We start from the raw sequence: 16,520 nt of genomic DNA, 5'->3' as shown, positions 1-16,520 counted from the left end.
TGTTTTGACGTAGCATTGCTACGTCAAAACAAGGGTTCTAGATAACGCATATTTAATTTCACCAGATGTCTATTAAATAATCAGCGTTTCTGAGCAATTTGCTGCAAGTATGCAATTAGCTGTTCTGCTGCGGTGTCAATGTGTCGTTTCAGTAACCTGACAGCAGCTTTTGTATCCTGCTTTTGACAAGCATCTAAGAGTTGATAATGTTCTTTTTGCGATCGCCCCTGGTAATCCATCTGCGCTAATTGTACTCGGACATAGCGATCGCAATTAACGTGTAAAGTTTTAATCATTGTCAGCAACCGGGGACGTTCAGCAGTGGCGTACAGCGTCGCATGAAATTCCCAATTGAGTTTCGCCAACACACCTGCATCAGTTGCTTGATCTGTCGCTTCCAGAATTACAGCAGCTTTTTTTATATCTGTTTCCCTGAACTTGGGTATTGCCAACTGCATCGCTTTCACTTCCAAGGCGCTGCGAATTTCACAGATTTCTTGCGCCTCTTGTGCTGTCAACACCGATACGATCGCACCACGATTTAAATGCAGTGTCACCAATCCTTCTGCTTCTAGCTGCTTGAGCGCTTCACGCACGGGAATACGACTAACTCCAAACTGAGTGGCGATTTCATCCTGTCTCAGCGATTGTCCTTCCTGAAAAATGCCGCGCAGAATAGCTTCCCGCAAAGCATCGGCAATTAAATCTGGTGTACTGCGTTGTTGTTGCAGCACATTTGCTGCCAAGTCATTTAAGTTCATATTGAATATTGTATACAAAATACAAAAAATTGTATACAATATCCAAAGTAAGTTTTTTAAGCATCCCTTCAATACCACGGGAGACAATTATGAGCATCGCATCTCAACCAGACCGAGTTATCATCTTCGACACCACGCTACGGGATGGCGAACAGTCACCGGGCGCAACCCTCAATGTAGAAGAGAAATTAGCGATCGCTCATCAACTAGCTCTCCTTGGTGTCGATGTGATTGAAGCCGGTTTTGCCGTTGCGAGTCCGGGAGATTTTCAAGCTGTCAAAACCATTGCTGAACAAGTCGGAATACCCGGTGGGCCAATCATTTGCAGTTTAGCCAGAGCCATTCGCCAGGATATTCACGCAGCCGCCGAAGCCTTGAAGGGCGCGGCTCGTCCCAGAATCCACACGATGATTTCTACCTCTGATATTCACCTGAAATATCAGTTGAAAAAATCTCGCAGCGAAGTATTAGCGATCGCATCAGAAATGGTTGCTTATGCTAAGTCGTTTGTAGACGATGTAGAATTTTCACCAATGGATGCTAGCCGCACTGAACCAGAGTTTCTTTATGAAGTTTTGGAGATGGCGATCGCAGCAGGTGCAACTACAATCAACATTCCTGATACCGTTGGTTACTGCACACCCAAAGAAATCGGAAATTTGATTCAGGGAATTCGAGAACATGTTTCTAATATCGATGGGGTGATTCTTTCCATTCACACTCAAAATGATTTGGGTTTGGCGACAGCTAACGCTTTGGCAGCAATTGAATATGGTGTGCGTCAGGTGGAATGTACCATTAATGGCATTGGAGAACGGGCTGGAAATGCAGCATTGGAAGAAATCGTGATGGCGTTGCAGGTTCGCAAACCATTTTTCAATCCTTACTTTGGTCGTCCGGTTGATGACGATACACCCTTGACTAATATTAAGACTGAGGAGATTTACAAAACCTCATCCTTGGTTTCCCAATTAACCGGAATGCTGATTCAGCCCAATAAAGCGATCGTGGGAGCAAACGCTTTTGCCCATGAGTCTGGTATTCACCAAGATGGGATTATCAAACACCGCCAGACTTATGAAATTATGGAAGCTGCTGCGATCGGTTTGCCAGAAAATCGGATTGTTTTAGGCAAGCACTCTGGACGAAATGCTTTCCGTACCAGGCTCAAGGAATTGGGTTTTGAATTGAACGAGGCGGACTTGAACAAAGCCTTCAATCGATTCAAAGATGTTGCCGATAAGAAAAAAGAAATCTCAGATTGGGATTTAGAAGCGATCGTTCGAGATGAAACGCAGATTCAAGTAGAAAGTGGCTTCCAAATCGAACACGTTCAGGTAATCTGCGGTGACTGCACTTGCCCAACTGCAACCATTACAATTGTCACACCTGAAGGCAAAATCCTCACAGATGCGAGTGTAGGCACTGGCCCAGTGGATGCGGTATATCAAGTAATCAATCAATTGGTACAGATTCCCAATCAACTAATTGAATTTTCCGTCCAATCTGTGACTGGAGGGATTGATGCACTAGGAACCGTCACAGTTCGCTTGAAACATCAAGAGCGGATATTCTCTGGACAAGCATCTGATACTGATATTGTGGTAGCCGCAGCTTACGCTCATATCAACGCCCTGAATCGTCTTTATCGTTACTTGCAAACTGAGAAATCCGAGTTTCATGAGATAAACTCTGCCGTTGTCTCTGGGTAGATTCAGATGCATTGTTGAATACAGGTATGAATCATGTAGAGACGTAAAATTTTACGTTTCTACAAGGGTTTTGGTTGCACAACTAAGTACAGTTTTGCATAAAATCTTAGCGCATTACCATTGCAGAGGGATGTATTGGCATTGCAGAGCGACGCATTAACATTGCAGAGCGATGCATTGGCATTGCAGAGGAATGCATTAGCATGGCAGAGCGACGCATTAACATTGCAAAGCGATGCATTGCCATTGCAGAGGAATGCATTAGCATTGCAGAGCGATGCATTGCCATTACCAAGTTTAATTTGTTACAAACTTAATGAAATTCTGTACTAAGGTGACTCAAACACGCCCATTGGCCCAAGCCTAATCGTGAGTATTTCCACATCCGTGATCGCTATGTGAGGCCCTTGTTGGGTGTGGGCTGGGGTAAACCAAAAAATTCCAGCAGAACAACTCTTTCCTCCAGTTTCCACAACTCCTTTCATCACATAAACATACTCATCACAAGGATGAGTATGAATAGGAATCGTTGTACCCGCCTTCATTTGACTAATAACTGCATGTAAGGTTTTCAATAATTCTTGCGTCGTGTAGGGTTTGGGTAAAAAGGCTGTATGTTCATCTCTTTTGTCGATTGGTACTTGTTCACTTGTTACAAGTCCGCTCACAACAATAATCGGCAATAACGGATTGATAATAGAAAAAGCCCATATAATAATACGATCGCAGTTATGACAACTACACTTACCTCTGCTGTTAAACCAAGAGCTGAAGATAGTTTTGCCATTAGCTTTGCACCATTGTCTCTTGAAGAAATCTATGCCTTGTCTAACGATCCAGCCAACGGTGCTGTGGTTATGATGAGTGGCGTAGTTCGCAATCAAACTGATGGTAAACCTGTAGTTGCTCTAGAGTATCAAGCTTACGAACCTATGGCATTGCGGATATTTTATCAAATTGCTGCTGATATTCGCTTATCTACGCCTGATGTGAATCGGGTAGTGATTCATCATCGTACTGGACGTTTGCAAGTTGGAGAAATTAGCGTTTTAGTCGCAGTAGGTTGTCCTCATCGAAGCGAAGCATTTGAAGCTTGCCAGTATGCTATTGATACCCTCAAACATAATGCCCCCATTTGGAAAAAAGAACATTGGGAAGATGGTTCTAGCCGTTGGGTAAGTATTGCTGCTTGCGAAACATCAGGAGAAAATTGTTAAAATTTCTGAGGTTATTGAACACGCTCAATTTATCCAGCAATTAGCGAACTATAACGTGTGCTTGCTAAGTGCTGGATGACATCAACCAGTACTTTACCGTTTGGGTTTTAAGTTTCCCAAAGCATAGTAAAAAATACGCGAGTTTTTTATTTGTCCAAAATCTAAACTAATCAGTAATCTCTAATTCCCAAATACCTACTTAACAGAAATATTTAAATTTTATTAAAAATATTTATATTTGCAAAACAACAATTTATGTTGCATTTGTTTACAGAAAAGGCATGACTCTATTGAGGTTTGTAAATAATTTGTATTTCTACAAGGAATATTCCTTTAGACTGATCTTCAAGTGAAAAATGTGGGGATAAACACAAATGCATTCGTTAAATATATTTTGTCACGAATTTGTAGTTGCTGTTTCCTTTGTAGCTTGCATTGTTGGGCTGGTGTTACTGTGGGACAGTAAGCAGCAAAAAAATGATGTAGAAGAGACAGAGCGGATTTTATTTAGAATGAGCTTTACTTACTGGCTAGTTTACTGTGTAGCCTTTGGTATAGAAAAAATAGTTTTACCCGACTGGGAATCTGTGATCATGAGTTTGAGAATAACTACGGCTCTGTCATATTTCTTAACTTTTTCTTGCATTGTTAGTCTGCCACTACACAAATTTGCAGTCCACCGTGTTGAAGAATAGATATGGGGCATGGGGAATTGGAAATTGGGCATGATTATTTCATAGCGATCGCTAATGCCGTTTCCAATTCTGACTGCACCAAAGGGGTTAAAATAAAGACCTCTTGTACCGTCTTTCCCTGCCGTGCAATTACTTTATAGCCGCCGCGAATCGGTACTGAAACGCGCAGTTGCATTTTCGGGCAATGGCCTTTTGCCCGCCCAATCACTCCCGGCGTCACGGTTTGGATACCATCTTGCTGACAAAGACGATCTAAAATGGGAATTAAACCATCAAGGTGTGTCGAGTGATTCCAAACTAGTCTGCCAGCTTTTTGCGTTCGCGTAGCGTCTCGTAGAGAAGCCGATCGGAGGGAATCTGCGGTAGGTTTGCCCATGATAATTAAGCTGCTTCTAGAGGTGCCATTGTCAAACCTGCTCGGTGCAGCTGCTGGTGATAGAGTTCCGCAGGTTCTTGGGGCCCGACCCAGACGATCGCTTGACCTTCATAGTGTACCTGATTAGTTAGATCCCATGCGCGATCGCCAGTCATCCCTGGAATATATTTCATCAAACATTCACTCACATGTTGGAATGTATTGAAATCATCGTTTAATACAATCACTTTGTAATTCGGATAAGTCTTACGGGTAACTTGATTAGACCGTTCAGGAGCTTTAGTTGGTGCTGTGGCCATGCCGTAAACATCTGCTGAAAGTGTCATAAGCATAGAACAATTAAGCAAGATAATTTTACAAAACTACACTACAAGCAACTAGTTTAGTCCATTGCCAGTTGTCATTCGTCATTCGTCCGTTGTCCGTTGTCCTTAACAAATGACCAATGACCAATGACTAATGACTATCTATCGCCAATTATCCCAGTTTTCGTTAAAAATGGATGTATCGGGGAAGGCTGTGGGGTTGCCATTTTGTTCCAAAAGCCGTTTGAGTGCTTCCAGTTGTAGCTCTTGTTTGGGTAAGTCATCGACTAATTGGTAGGGTGCGATCGCATTTTTCAGGGCAAAACTAGCAACAGTTCCGGCAGCTGCGCCAGACGACCATTCAAAGGAATGGACTCGATAAGCAGCAGCAGCAATATGACTAGTAGCAATACTTTTGCCACCTACCAGTAAATTATCAATTTTCTGGGGAATCATTGCCCTCAAAGCAATTTGGAAGGGATAAGCTTGACCTGCACCACGCCTTTCGCCTGGACGTTCTGTATTACCAGGGGCTTCTGGGGGACTATTCACCATACAAGGATGAAAATCTATAGCGTAGTGACCAATACCCACAGCATCGGGGAAGATGGTAGAACGAGTCCGTCGCATTGCTTTTTCTGGTGAAATTTTACCTTCAATTACTGATACTGCTTCCAAACCTGCAAGTGCTGCTCGTAGCCTTCGATACATATCTGCTGGTAGAGTCTGGGAATAATACTGATCATTGTAATCTCGTCGAGAAATATCAATTTCCCAAATACCAAAGCCACCAGGTTGTCCCCAACTGGGGCGGCCAATTATCCGCCGTGCTTCGCGCATATAGGGATATTTCGATAAGCCATGCACTGTCCCCATTGGGGAATTTAACCCGGAAACAAAGCGGTTATTGCTTTGCTGCTGCTTTACACCTTCCCCCAACTGGGAATCTGTAGTCCCAGCTACCAACCAATAATAGAAAGATAGGGCATTTTCCTCAGCTTTGCGGAGGGTTTCTGTTCGCAATCCCCCCATCCAACCACCTGGGTTTAACTGCCCAGTACTTTCTAACTGTTGGCGACTGTAAATCAGGTTATCTTGGGCTGTTCCGGGGCGGTAATCGTTACCCCAAGTCCAGTTTTGCATAGAGATGTCCCCTGGTGTAGCAGCAGTAAAACTTACACCACCAAATTTTTCTGGTTTCCCTTTGTTTGGACTCAAAATGCGACGATAGGTGAAAACTAAGTTAAAGTTAGCCAGTCGCGTTAATTCATAGCTGAAATATGGTGCGTATTGTGAATAAAATGGGGGCATCGTCTGCGGTTGTGGTTCCTTAGTTGCCTCCATTGCAAAGGTGTAGGTAAAGCCTTGAGGGCAATAAGGGTCGTTGTTGCTTCTAGAAGCCGAAGGTTCTAGGTAAGAAAGGGCATCAATACCCAATCGGTAGGGGACATCAGCAAGGGCGATAATTTCTCCAGTTTCGCTCGCGTCTACGACATACCACTTAGGAGCATCCCCTTTATCTGCTTTGGGGAGGAAACGGACAATAGTTTTGGTAAACCGAGATGAGTTTTCGTAGCTATAAGAATCTTCAATACTTTGAGATAAAGTAAAGGTATTGAGTGGTGGTGCGCCTTTTGGTGGTTGATGTTGGATTGCGATCGCACCATTAATTATTTTGCCATCAGCAGCGATTTCCAAATCCTTAATTACCGTGTTGGGAAACCATTGCAACTTCCCTTTGCCTTGCTTCTCGGCATCTTTGAGCATCTGGGCCAAAATGGCGTGAGCATCGTGGGGAAGAAAGCAGGATTCACTTACCCAACAGTCACCGGGGTTAAGTTCACCGTATTTGCGCCCAATGCGGTTTCGCAATTCTAGGTAGCCGCGAGAATAGAATTTGAGAGCACGCTGAGTTGGGCGTTCGTCTAACGCAGATGTCCCTTGAGAAGAAATTTGTCCTCCCAGCCAGTCAGTAATTTCCGTGAGGCAAACCGTTCGTCCGGCTAGTAACCCCTCGTAAGCTGTGGCGACACCCGATAGTCCACCACCCGCAACTAAAATCTCGCAATTGACAGTTTTATCTGGGGTTCTCGGTACTGTGGCGTTCGCCTTTGGCATTGGCGTAGCCATCGCTCCATCAAATGCAACTAAGCTAGATATTAAGTTGAGACTGATCAGCGATGTTAAGCTATAAGCTACTTTGTGTCTGCGCTTCATGGTTAAAAAACTGCTCCAAATCCTGTGTCACCTTGTAGACGGTAGCATCCGAGAAATGATCATCACAAGTTTATAAGCGTAAATATATTTAAATCCAATTTTTACACCTAAAATACTGAGTATGTAGCTAAATTTACCCTGAAGTTATTAAAGCTGAGTTAAAAATACTTATTGCTCAGTACTTTTTTCCGGCGCGATCGGCCTAAATGTTCCCGTTATTGAGGTTGAGCCGATATCTTTGCATATTCGGAAATAGGGTCTTAAAATCCTGTCTTTGTAGAGGTTGTTTACAAACTGTTGTTACTGTACCCCATTAAACCTGCGATACACTGCACGTATAAATCTCTGCCATTTCATATCTAAAATAATAAGGTAATTAGATACTAATAAAGAGCAAGCTAGACAAATAAAATATGTAATTATTAACAATAAATAGGTAGGAATTTTTTGCCATCCTAAGATAAAGATCCAACTACCTACAGAAAATAAACTTAAAATGTGTATTACATAAAATGGATAAGATATTTTGCCTAGATATAGGAAAGGTTTTTTTGTTAAAAATTTTAGTAAAAATTTTGACTGCAACAAAGCAATTAATACACAAGCAGAAAATGTATAAACATATACAATATTATGTTTTGATGCTAAAAAATGAGGTAAAAATCTATAAAAACCTTGATTCTCCTTAAATCCTAAAATTAATATAGATCCGACAAATACAGAAATAATTCCTAAATTACTAAATTTATTTATATATTTTTCCAAGTGATAAATCCTACAAATAAAAGATGTTATCATTCCCATTAAAAAACAATTCATGTAAATATTGAACTGATTAAATAACATGAAATATGTAAAACTAAGAAGTAAGAGACTTAACTGAGATTTCCTGAACTCAAGAAATATGACAGCAACAGGAATAACAATTAAGCTACCTGTAAATTCTGTTTTGATTGTCCAAAGCGAGCTATCAAAATATGCCTCACCTTGAAAAAATACACCGAATATTCCTTGATAAATAGCTGATAAGATTGAATTATGTGTAGGAATTTGACTGGCATAGCCAAAAGTTGCAAGCCAGTTAGAGCCTGTTATTTGAGCAGCTTCCTTAAAATTATAAATATTTAATCTAAAGAGAAACCAAGAAATAGTAGTTCCGGATAAAGTTAATAAAGAAAGTCTGAACCATCTTTTTATAATTCTCTCTGCTAGAATCTGAACTTTTTCTTCTATAAAAAATTTATCTACAAGTATATAACTTGACAATACATAAAATACTACAACGGCAGATGAACCATTAATAAATACAAAAATTGGTAGTTTAGTCCATGAATAATCTGAGTTAGAAGCTACTACGCCTGTAATTACTGGCATAAATCCTAACGCAAAATGCCAATTATAGACAATTAAACAAGCAATACCACGTAGTGAATCTAAAGAAAATATTCTCTCTATAGTCTTATCTGTGATTGAATTCATAAATAGTATGTTTAAATTAACACTAAGTATAAGATATTTAATCAGTTTTTTCTAATTTTGTAAATGGGGTTTCACCACCTATGGGGTGATACGGCGATCGCAATGATGCCGCAAAATATTAACATTCGCCCGATCGGATTCCAAATTTAGAGCCAGAGCAAGTAGCAGTATTACTTGCTAGTGATGGGTGGGAGCAATTATAAGCGATCTCGCCCGCTCTGAATTGTATACAACCCCCGTCATGCACCTACACGGTATAAATCAAATCTGATGCATGAAATAGCTCATTTGTTGCTGAATCATAAGCCTGTTGGCTTTGATTCGGTAACTGGACTACCAAAACGTAAACAAAACAACGACTGCCAATAAACAGAACTTATTAATCAATAACTAATAATCTTTAGCTGAAACTGTAGTAATTTCGTCTCTTCTTCTGAAATTAAAAACTGCTCTTGCTGAAAGTAGACAAGAGCAGCTTTTAATAGCAAAGCCCAAAATAAGAATTTAGGCATCTTCAAGTTCAAATTGAGCGACTGTAACGGCGTTAAAAGCGAAAGCCAAAACTAATGGCATTGGTGACTGCAACCAAAAGGTACAGAGAACAGCTAGGATTGTGCCAATTACTGCGGACATCGACCACAATCGTTCTTCAAAAGTCAATCCCTTCTCGGCTTTAATCACTCTGAGAACGTGAACTGGAATTGGTTCCGGCATTACCCCACCCGGAGGGAAAGCCCAGAAGTTATTACGTCGCTCGACAAACAAATCTGTCCAGCCATTTTCTTGGCACCATGCCTCAATCCATTGAAGTGAGTAATGATTCATCATCGGGTTTCAGAGTTCGGTTTGTGTAAGTTGTGTACTTGGTGAATGTAAACTCTTGGAGATTCCTGAACAACTAACTAATCACTATAAAATTAACGCTAATTATCCAACCTTTAAGCTTTGTTAAGCAGTTGAGACGCATATAATTACGCTCAAACCTTGCTTTCATTAATTAAAAGACTAACAGTTCATGGGGGCTGTTGAATTTAAAAGACAATAAACTTTACTTGAAACATTGAAAATCAAGAATTGTAAATAAGCTCATGAGTATTACTGCTTAAGAGAACTCCTTATATCCTGAAATTCAAATCTAACAGAAGAATTGTAAACAAATTCATGGGCGTAGGCTCAATCATAGGGTAAATAGAATTGCGGGTAAGGACAAAAGGTAAATTTTAAATTAATTTTCTTTCTCAAGAAAGATGATTTAAATTTCTATACCTCTCTGAGGGTAAATAGAATCAAAGTGAAACTAAGAGTAAAATATCTAAAGAAATAAAAACTTACTTGATTCAAATCAAATATATGTTGAGTATACTTTGGGGTATTGTTGTTGTACTCATTGCTTTTTGGGCATTAGGACTGGCACTTCATATTGCCGGAAATTTAATTCATGCAGTGCTACTTTTAGCGATCGCCCTTGCTATCTATAATTTTTTCAAAGCGCGTGATGTGTAAATATAGCGGTTCCCGATTTGGTAAGGTAGGTTTTCAAAGTTACTAACCTTGGCAAAAAAGATTTGAGTGTACCTAAGCTGCTTAGAAAACGCTATATTGCCGTCTAGCTACTAAGGGTGAGAAGCAATGTCTACCACAGGCTACGCATCCACCCTTTTTGCGTTACAAAATATTAAGCTAGGGAAATACACCTTCCCCAAGTCCAGTAGCAAGCCTGGGAGTCTTAATTAAGATGATCAGTCTTGCTAATATTCAAATGTGGTAGTTAAATGCAGCGATTAGACACTAAATTAGCTCTCAATATGTTATTGCGGCAAGGGTTGGCGTTCCTTCTAGGAATAATTATATGGTGCGTGGCAGACCCCGCACAGGCAGTAGACTGGACTCATCCGCTTTCATTTAGCAATGCAGAGTTGTCAAGGCGTGATTTTTCTGGTGACAGCTTGCAAGCTGCGGAGTTTTCTAACGCCAATATGGAACTGACTAACTTTTCTAACGCTGATTTGCGGGGAGCAGTCATGAGTGCTTCGGTGATGACAAATGCAAATCTCCACGGAGCAGATTTAACTAATGCAATGGTCGATCAGGTAAACTTGACTAAGGCAGATTTGAGCGATGCAGTTTTCAAAGAAGCTCTTTTGCTCCGCGCCATATTTAATAATGTGAATATAGACGGTGCAGATTTTACAGATGCAATTTTGGATAGAGCGCAAATCAAAGAACTGTGCGGTAAAGCCAGTGGTGTGAATTCCAAAACAGGCGTGCAAACTCGTGATTCTCTAGGATGTCAATGAAACGTGTTGGTGTAATTGGTGGCGGACAACTTGCCTGGATGATGGCAGATGCAGCACAGAGGCTAGGAATAGAATTAGTAGTACAAACTCCTAGTGAACACGACCCGGCTGTGTCAATTGCGAAAGAAACTGTTTTTGCCCCAGTTGATGACGCAACTGCTACGGAAATATTAGCTCAAAAATGCGATGTCATCACCTTTGAAAACGAATTTGTTAACTTAGATGCTTTATCTGTTTTAGCACACCAAGGCATTTGTTTTCGTCCCAGATTAGAAGCTTTAGCTCCTCTTTTAGATAAATATCATCAGCGTTGCTATTTACGCGACTTGGGCTTACCTGTTCCCCAATTTTTAGCCCTTGACGAGGTAGAAAATCTCAAATCCAAAATAGAATATCTAGGTTTTCCAGTAGTCCTAAAATCGCGCCGCCACGGTTATGATGGTCAAGGTACTTTCATAATTCAGGATTTTGCTACTTTAGAGCAAAAGCTAAGTGATGAAACCACAACAAGTTTAAATCAATCACTTTTCTTGTTAGAAGAATTTATTCCTTTTGAAAGAGAACTAGCAATAATTGCAGCTCGTTCTGTAGAGGGAGAAATTGTAACTTACCCAGTGGTAGAAACCCAACAAGAACAACAAGTCTGTCGGCGGGTAATTGCGCCTGCTGAAATTACGCCTAATCAAGTAGCAGAAATCCAAGCGATCGCACATACTCTATTAAATAGCCTAGAAGTAGTGGGCATTTTTGGAATTGAGCTATTTCTGGGTACTAATGGCAAAATACTGGTAAATGAAATTGCACCCCGTACCCACAATTCTGGGCATTTTTCTATTGACGCCTGTGAAACTTCGCAGTTTGAGCAGCACCTGAGAGCCGTTTGTGGTTTACCTTTAGGAAATCCGGCTTTGCAATGCGCCAGCGCTGTGATGGTGAACCTACTGGGGTATGAAAACTCTCACAGCGACTACCAAAGCCAGCGTCAACAAATAGCAGAAATTCCTCAGGCGCACGTTCACTGGTATGGGAAGACAGAATCACGTCCAGGGCGGAAGTTGGGACATGTTACCGTTTTGCTGGATAATCAGAATCGAGAGCAAGCGATCGCCATCGCCCACAACATAGAATCTATCTGGTATCCCAGGTAAATAGATCGGAAACTTTCGATATTGAACACACAACATCTTTTTGAAAGCTATAATGAGTGAAGTTGCACTACGACGTTGGTGACTGCCATCAAGTTTTTTGATCTATGCCTTTAATGACAAGGGAGTCAACTGTTCTCGTGGCAGTATACCGGGCATGTACCCGGAAACTTTAAACGAGGAATTTAGGTTCCCACCTGGATAAACCCAGGTCATAAACTTAGGTAAAACGGCGTCGCGGTGAACTTAAAATTATTAGCTCCTAAAGTCAGTTAGAACTTAGGAGCTTTAATTATTTGGTATTACAGAACAGGGGGAGAGTTTTGGAAGTTGCTAAATCATCTCGCAAATAGGCAACCCCAATTCTTTAAATAAGTATTACTTATGTCAAAAATAAGGAAATCTAAACTAAAAATCTGAAACAACGCAGATTCAGCATTTTGGCTATATTAATCAAAAAAATTTAATTAGAAATTAGTAATATTTGGAGATAAAAACAAAATCTGTATAACTTGATTCTAAATTAGGTATCGTTCAGAGTTAAGATGACAAAATTATCTGAAATTGTGGTTAAAGCTACAGAAAATTGTCACAGAAACTAACTAATACAGTATTTCCAGCCTCGGTCTTCCGATTAGACAGTGGTTTAACTTTTATTCATCAAGAGATTCCCACTACCCCTGTAGTTGTGGCGGATGTTTGGGTGCGTGCTGGAGCAAGCATAGAGCCAGAACCGTGGTTTGGCATGGCGCACTTTTTAGAACACATGATTTTTAAAGGTACGGCGACGCTACCCCCTGGAATGTTTGATTCCCAAGTTGAAAATCGGGGAGGCGTGAGTAATGCGGCGACAAGCTATGATTATGCTCATTATTCACTCACCACAGCTGCCCCTTATTTAAAAGATACTCTGCCCTACTTGGGAGAGCTACTGCTCAATGCGGCAATTCCAGAAGATGAATTTAGCCGCGAACGGGACGTGGTGCTAGAGGAAATTCGCTCTTGTCAGGACGATTCTGATTGGATAGGCTTTCAAACGCTGATTCAAAGCATCTATCCGCATCACCCTTACGGACGTTCGGTGTTGGGTACTGAGCAAGAACTGATGCAGCAATCGCCAGAAGCAATGCGCTGTTTTCACCGCACTCACTATCAGCCGGAAAACATGACGGTGGTAATTGCAGGAGGTATAGCCCAGCAACCAGCTTGGGAAATGGTAAATAGTTCATTTGCTGATTTTGCTGAACGCTCTAATTGTCCGCAGTTTGAGAAAGTGACAAAGCCAGTAATAACGGGTATTCATCGTCAAGAACTGTGTTTACCACGCATAGAACAAGCGCGATTATTGATGGCGTGGCTGGTTCCTGGAGCAGAAGAAATCCGCGCTGGCTTTGGTTTAGATTTGTTGTCAGTGTTATTGGCAGAAGGGCGGACTTCGCGTTTAGTGCGTGATTTACGAGAAGATTTGCAATTGGTACAGGGGATTTATAGTAGTTTTTCTCTACAACAGGAATCGAGTTTATTTACAATTACTGCCTGGTTGGAACCAGAAAATTTGGAGGAAGTTGAGTCCTTAATTTGCGCTCATTTGGATGATTTGCAGACTACAGGAATTAGCGAACAGGAAGTTGCTCGTACACGCAGGCTGCTATGTAATGAGTATGCGTTTTCTACAGAAACGCCAAATCAGCTTACAGGGCTTTATGGATATTACAACACCATCGCCCAAGCTGAATTAGCTGTGACATATCCTCAGCAGATTCAGTCTTTTGATGCCAAAGAACTGCAAAAACTAGCTAAACAATATCTCTCGCTTGAAAATTACGCGGTTACTGTACTTAAGCCCTGTTAGTCATTAGTCATTAGCAAAAGACAAATGACAAAGGACAAACGATAAATGACAAAGGACAAAGGACAAACGATAAATGACAACCTTGCTGCAAAAATCGCCTATCCATCGTACTGTATTGAACAATGGCATTGTAGTGCTGGTGGCAGAAAATCCTGCTGCGGATATTATTGCGGCGCGAATTTTTGTGCGTGCTGGTAGTTGTAACGAAAACCGGGAGCAAGCAGGGTTGGCACATTTGCTCTCAGCAGTGATGACAAAGGGATGCGATGGTCTTTCTAGTTTGGAAATTGCAGAAAAAGTCGAGTCTGTAGGAGCGAGTTTGAGTGCAGATGCTGGCACTGATTATTTTCTGCTATCTTTCAAAACTGTAACATCCGATTTTGGGGAAATTTTAACATTAGCAGGGCGGATTTTGCGATCGCCTACTTTTCCCGAAACTCAAGTGGAACTAGAACGGCGTTTAGCACTCCAGGATATTCGTTCCCAAAAAGAGCAACCGTTCAATGTCGCCTTTGAACAAATGCGGCAGGTAATGTACCAAAATCATCCATACTCCATGTCGGTGCTGGGAGATGAAACCACCATGAGTAGCTTAACTCGTGCGGATTTAGTGGAGTATCACCAAACTTATTTCCGTCCAGATAATGTAGTAATTAGTATTGCTGGTAGAGTCACAGCCACAGATGCAGCTGCGTTGGTAGAAGAAGTTTTTGCTGATTGGCAAGCGCCAGCCCAAGCACCGCCAATACTGAATTTACCTGAGATTAAGGTGGAACCGCAGGTAAGGGTTAAGCCAATACAAACACAACAATCAATCGTGATGCTTGGGTATTTGGGAACGTCAGTGAGTTCTGTTGATTACGCCGCACTGAAGTTACTGTGTACCTACTTGGGAAATGGGCTTTCTAGTCGCTTGTTTGTTGAATTGCGGGAAAAGCGTGGTTTAGCTTACGAAGTATCCGCCTTTTACTCCACAAGGCTATTTCCAGCCTCGTTTGTGGTTTACATGGGTACAGCACCAGAAAATACCAGCATTGCCCTAGAAGGACTGCGTACAGAAGTAGATTTATTATCTACCACCGAAGTATCCGAAAGCGCACTCAAAGCTGCTAAAAACAAGATACTGGGGCAGTACGCTTTGGGTAAACAAACAAACGGGCAAATTGCTCAGATATACGGTTGGTATGAAATTTTGGGCTTAGGAATTGATTTTGATACAAAGTTCCAAGAATTGATTGCGGCTGTGAGTGCCCAGGATGCCATCGCTTCAGCTCGTAAGTATTTAAAAGAGCCTTACTTGTCTTTAGTTGGTCAAGAAGAAGCAATTAATCGAGCGATCGCATAACTGAAAATGTAGAATCGTAAAATGCAGCAGCTGTTTTTTAGACCAAGCGGCTGTACCATTAGCATGAGAATATTCTGGGAGTAAATTCCATGCAAAGCAGCCTGACAGCAAGTATTTTGAGTTACTTAAAATTACTAGACCCAACTGTAAATCGCTGTAGGATGGAAAAACGGCCAAAAGCTTGGTGGACAAAGAGGTCTAAATCTTTATTAGCCAGTGAAATACTCTTGTTCTCCATTACGCCTCTGCTTATTGCCTCAACAGCTGTAGTATCAATAGCAGCGCCACAAAAAATTGCCCAAGTAAATCCTCAAGATAGCATCAACCGCCCTATCCTCAAAGTTGGTAGCCAAGGCGAACGCGTATCTGAGCTTCAGGCAGCTCTGAAACTTTTGGGTTTTTATTCTGGTGCCGTAGATGGTACATATACTGAGAATACAGCCAGTGCTGTTTCCCGGTTTAAACAAGCTGCTGGTTTGAATCCAGATGGCATTGTTGATGCCAGCACTTGGCAACGACTTTTCCCTAATAAACCAGTAGCAGCATCAACCGTTCCTTCATCCCAGCCAAGATTTAACTCAGCTACCAATTTTCCTGTTCCAACCCAGGCTAGCAACCTCACCAACGTTGCAAATCCCAATCCTCCAAGGCAAGCTGTAACACAAGTTCCAACTAACCCCGAACCAAGACCTACTACCCCAAGACAAGCTGTAAAACAAGTTCCGAACAGCCCTGAACCAAGACCTGCTACCCCACGAAGAACTACAACTTCAAGCACACAAAAAACGCCGAATCGGACTACATCAACTACTCGAAATCCGTCAACAACACGGACTAGACAAACTACTCGAACTCAGCCAAACACAACTACTAAGCGAACCCCTGGTATTCAATACACCTCAGAAGGAATGCCAATTTTGCGTATAGGATTACGTGGTTCTGAAGTTGTTAAGTTGCAACAACAACTGAAAAAGCTTGGTTTCTTGAAGGGCGATGCCGATGGAGACTTTGGCGAGACAACCGAAGCAGCTGTGAAAGCTGCACAAAAGCGCTATGGTTTAGAAGCTGATGGTGTAGTTGGTGGCTCTACCTGGGAGGTTCTTTTGCGGCGTTAGTCCC

18 protein-coding genes and 1 other RNA gene are annotated in these 16,520 nt (G+C 41.6%); 11 read left to right on the top strand and 8 right to left on the bottom strand.

Annotation, left to right across the window (positions count from 1 at the left end):
- Window positions 1-80: 80 nt before the first annotated feature.
- Window positions 81-761, bottom strand: a complete 681-nt coding sequence (locus LC608_RS16475) for a GntR family transcriptional regulator (protein WP_229554560.1) — start codon at window positions 759-761, stop codon at window positions 81-83.
- Between the two features lie 89 nt (window positions 762-850).
- Here LC608_RS16475 and LC608_RS16470 point away from each other — a divergent pair, with 89 nt between their 5' ends.
- Window positions 851-2,473 (top strand): 2-isopropylmalate synthase, encoded by a 1,623-nt coding sequence (locus LC608_RS16470; protein ID WP_267871101.1) that lies wholly within the window; start codon window positions 851-853, stop codon window positions 2,471-2,473.
- A 106-nt stretch (window positions 2,474-2,579) separates the two neighbouring features.
- On the opposite strand, the gene LC608_RS16465 is transcribed toward LC608_RS16470, so the two are convergent.
- Together LC608_RS16465 and LC608_RS16460 are read right to left on the bottom strand one after the other, a co-directional pair.
- The gene (locus LC608_RS16465; RefSeq protein ID WP_229554559.1) at window positions 2,580-2,762 is read right to left on the bottom strand and encodes a hypothetical protein; all 183 of its coding nucleotides are present in this window, start codon (window positions 2,760-2,762) and stop codon (window positions 2,580-2,582) included.
- Window positions 2,763-2,802: 40 nt separating this feature from the next.
- Complete coding sequence (locus tag LC608_RS16460) at window positions 2,803-3,141, bottom strand: cupin domain-containing protein (protein WP_229554720.1); 339 nt, start codon at window positions 3,139-3,141, stop codon at window positions 2,803-2,805.
- 63 nt (window positions 3,142-3,204) lie between these two features.
- Between LC608_RS16460 and LC608_RS16455 the strand changes: the two genes are divergently transcribed.
- Both LC608_RS16455 and LC608_RS16450 read left to right on the top strand, forming a co-directional pair.
- The gene (locus tag LC608_RS16455; protein ID WP_229554558.1) at window positions 3,205-3,690 is read left to right on the top strand and encodes a molybdenum cofactor biosynthesis protein MoaE; all 486 of its coding nucleotides are present in this window, start codon (window positions 3,205-3,207) and stop codon (window positions 3,688-3,690) included.
- Window positions 3,691-4,064: 374 nt separating this feature from the next.
- Complete coding sequence (locus LC608_RS16450) at window positions 4,065-4,385, top strand: hypothetical protein (RefSeq protein WP_229554557.1); 321 nt, start codon at window positions 4,065-4,067, stop codon at window positions 4,383-4,385.
- Window positions 4,386-4,419: 34 nt separating this feature from the next.
- Here LC608_RS16450 and LC608_RS16445 read toward each other — a convergent pair whose 3' ends face one another.
- The 4 genes from LC608_RS16445 to LC608_RS16430 all read right to left on the bottom strand — a co-directional run bounded on the left by LC608_RS16445 (window position 4,420) and on the right by LC608_RS16430 (window position 8,762).
- Complete coding sequence (locus LC608_RS16445) at window positions 4,420-4,761, bottom strand: DUF2103 domain-containing protein (protein ID WP_229554556.1); 342 nt, start codon at window positions 4,759-4,761, stop codon at window positions 4,420-4,422.
- A 5-nt stretch (window positions 4,762-4,766) separates the two neighbouring features.
- On the bottom strand, window positions 4,767-5,093 hold the full coding sequence (gene clpS / locus LC608_RS16440; RefSeq protein WP_109007573.1) for an ATP-dependent Clp protease adapter ClpS: 327 nt from the start codon (window positions 5,091-5,093) through the stop codon (window positions 4,767-4,769).
- Window positions 5,094-5,228: 135 nt separating this feature from the next.
- A complete protein-coding gene (locus LC608_RS16435; protein WP_229554555.1) occupies window positions 5,229-7,283 on the bottom strand; it encodes an FAD-dependent oxidoreductase in 2,055 nt (684 codons plus the stop codon).
- Window positions 7,284-7,583: 300 nt separating this feature from the next.
- On the bottom strand, window positions 7,584-8,762 hold the full coding sequence (locus LC608_RS16430) for an acyltransferase family protein (protein ID WP_229554554.1): 1,179 nt from the start codon (window positions 8,760-8,762) through the stop codon (window positions 7,584-7,586).
- Between the two features lie 222 nt (window positions 8,763-8,984).
- Here LC608_RS16430 and LC608_RS37560 point away from each other — a divergent pair, with 222 nt between their 5' ends.
- Complete coding sequence (locus LC608_RS37560) at window positions 8,985-9,131, top strand: ImmA/IrrE family metallo-endopeptidase (protein WP_374108406.1); 147 nt, start codon at window positions 8,985-8,987, stop codon at window positions 9,129-9,131.
- A 135-nt stretch (window positions 9,132-9,266) separates the two neighbouring features.
- On the opposite strand, the gene LC608_RS16425 is transcribed toward LC608_RS37560, so the two are convergent.
- Window positions 9,267-9,590, bottom strand: coding sequence for a hypothetical protein (locus tag LC608_RS16425; protein ID WP_181373898.1), 324 nt, complete (start codon window positions 9,588-9,590; stop codon window positions 9,267-9,269).
- A 522-nt stretch (window positions 9,591-10,112) separates the two neighbouring features.
- On the opposite strand from LC608_RS16425, the gene LC608_RS16420 reads away from it, so the two are divergent.
- The 7 genes from LC608_RS16420 (at window position 10,113) to LC608_RS16390 (ending at window position 16,516) form a co-directional block, all read left to right on the top strand.
- Window positions 10,113-10,265, top strand: coding sequence for a lmo0937 family membrane protein (locus tag LC608_RS16420; RefSeq protein ID WP_096607063.1), 153 nt, complete (start codon window positions 10,113-10,115; stop codon window positions 10,263-10,265).
- Between the two features lie 302 nt (window positions 10,266-10,567).
- Window positions 10,568-11,059, top strand: a complete 492-nt coding sequence (locus LC608_RS16415) for a pentapeptide repeat-containing protein (protein WP_229554716.1) — start codon at window positions 10,568-10,570, stop codon at window positions 11,057-11,059.
- Window positions 11,056-12,207, top strand: coding sequence for a 5-(carboxyamino)imidazole ribonucleotide synthase (locus LC608_RS16410; protein ID WP_229554553.1), 1,152 nt, complete (start codon window positions 11,056-11,058; stop codon window positions 12,205-12,207). Before LC608_RS16415 ends, LC608_RS16410 begins: the two co-directional genes overlap by 4 nt.
- 61 nt (window positions 12,208-12,268) lie before the next feature.
- Window positions 12,269-12,452: non-coding RNA, 6S RNA (gene ssrS / locus LC608_RS16405), on the top strand.
- Between the two features lie 338 nt (window positions 12,453-12,790).
- On the top strand, window positions 12,791-14,056 hold the full coding sequence (locus LC608_RS16400; protein WP_229554552.1) for a pitrilysin family protein: 1,266 nt from the start codon (window positions 12,791-12,793) through the stop codon (window positions 14,054-14,056).
- 73 nt (window positions 14,057-14,129) lie between these two features.
- Window positions 14,130-15,401 carry a pitrilysin family protein gene (locus LC608_RS16395; protein WP_229554551.1) on the top strand — a complete coding sequence of 424 codons (1,272 nt, stop codon included), beginning with the start codon at window positions 14,130-14,132 and terminating at the stop codon, window positions 15,399-15,401.
- 89 nt (window positions 15,402-15,490) lie between these two features.
- Window positions 15,491-16,516, top strand: a complete 1,026-nt coding sequence (locus LC608_RS16390) for a peptidoglycan-binding protein (protein WP_229554550.1) — start codon at window positions 15,491-15,493, stop codon at window positions 16,514-16,516.
- Window positions 16,517-16,520: the final 4 nt, after the last annotated feature.

Source organism: Nostoc sp. XA010, from assembly GCF_020829625.1.
Classification (GTDB): domain Bacteria; phylum Cyanobacteriota; class Cyanobacteriia; order Cyanobacteriales; family Nostocaceae; genus Nostoc.
The sequence above is the reverse complement of the archived record's forward strand: the minus strand, read 5'-3'. Positions and strand labels throughout refer to the sequence as shown.

Bases quoted from the DNA above. Each gene is read 5' to 3' on its own strand.
- LC608_RS16415 (WP_229554716.1), top strand. From the start codon at position 10,568: ATGTTATTGCGGCAAGGGTTGGCGTTCCTTCTAGGAATAATTATATGG.
- LC608_RS16410 (WP_229554553.1), top strand. From the start codon at position 11,056: ATGAAACGTGTTGGTGTAATTGGTGGCGGACAACTTGCCTGGATGATG.
- LC608_RS16435 (WP_229554555.1), bottom strand. From the start codon at position 7,283: ATGAAGCGCAGACACAAAGTAGCTTATAGCTTAACATCGCTGATCAGT.
- LC608_RS16470 (WP_267871101.1), top strand. From the start codon at position 851: ATGAGCATCGCATCTCAACCAGACCGAGTTATCATCTTCGACACCACG.
- LC608_RS16465 (WP_229554559.1), bottom strand. From the start codon at position 2,762: ATGGCAATGCATCGCTCTGCAATGCTAATGCATTCCTCTGCAATGGCA.
- LC608_RS16475 (WP_229554560.1), bottom strand. From the start codon at position 761: ATGAACTTAAATGACTTGGCAGCAAATGTGCTGCAACAACAACGCAGT.
- LC608_RS16395 (WP_229554551.1), top strand. From the start codon at position 14,130: ATGACAACCTTGCTGCAAAAATCGCCTATCCATCGTACTGTATTGAAC.
- LC608_RS16455 (WP_229554558.1), top strand. From the start codon at position 3,205: ATGACAACTACACTTACCTCTGCTGTTAAACCAAGAGCTGAAGATAGT.
- LC608_RS16430 (WP_229554554.1), bottom strand. From the start codon at position 8,762: ATGAATTCAATCACAGATAAGACTATAGAGAGAATATTTTCTTTAGAT.
- LC608_RS16420 (WP_096607063.1), top strand. From the start codon at position 10,113: ATGTTGAGTATACTTTGGGGTATTGTTGTTGTACTCATTGCTTTTTGG.
- LC608_RS16425 (WP_181373898.1), bottom strand. From the start codon at position 9,590: ATGATGAATCATTACTCACTTCAATGGATTGAGGCATGGTGCCAAGAA.
- clpS (WP_109007573.1), bottom strand. From the start codon at position 5,093: ATGCTTATGACACTTTCAGCAGATGTTTACGGCATGGCCACAGCACCA.
- LC608_RS16450 (WP_229554557.1), top strand. From the start codon at position 4,065: ATGCATTCGTTAAATATATTTTGTCACGAATTTGTAGTTGCTGTTTCC.
- LC608_RS16445 (WP_229554556.1), bottom strand. From the start codon at position 4,761: ATGGGCAAACCTACCGCAGATTCCCTCCGATCGGCTTCTCTACGAGAC.
- LC608_RS16390 (WP_229554550.1), top strand. From the start codon at position 15,491: ATGCAAAGCAGCCTGACAGCAAGTATTTTGAGTTACTTAAAATTACTA.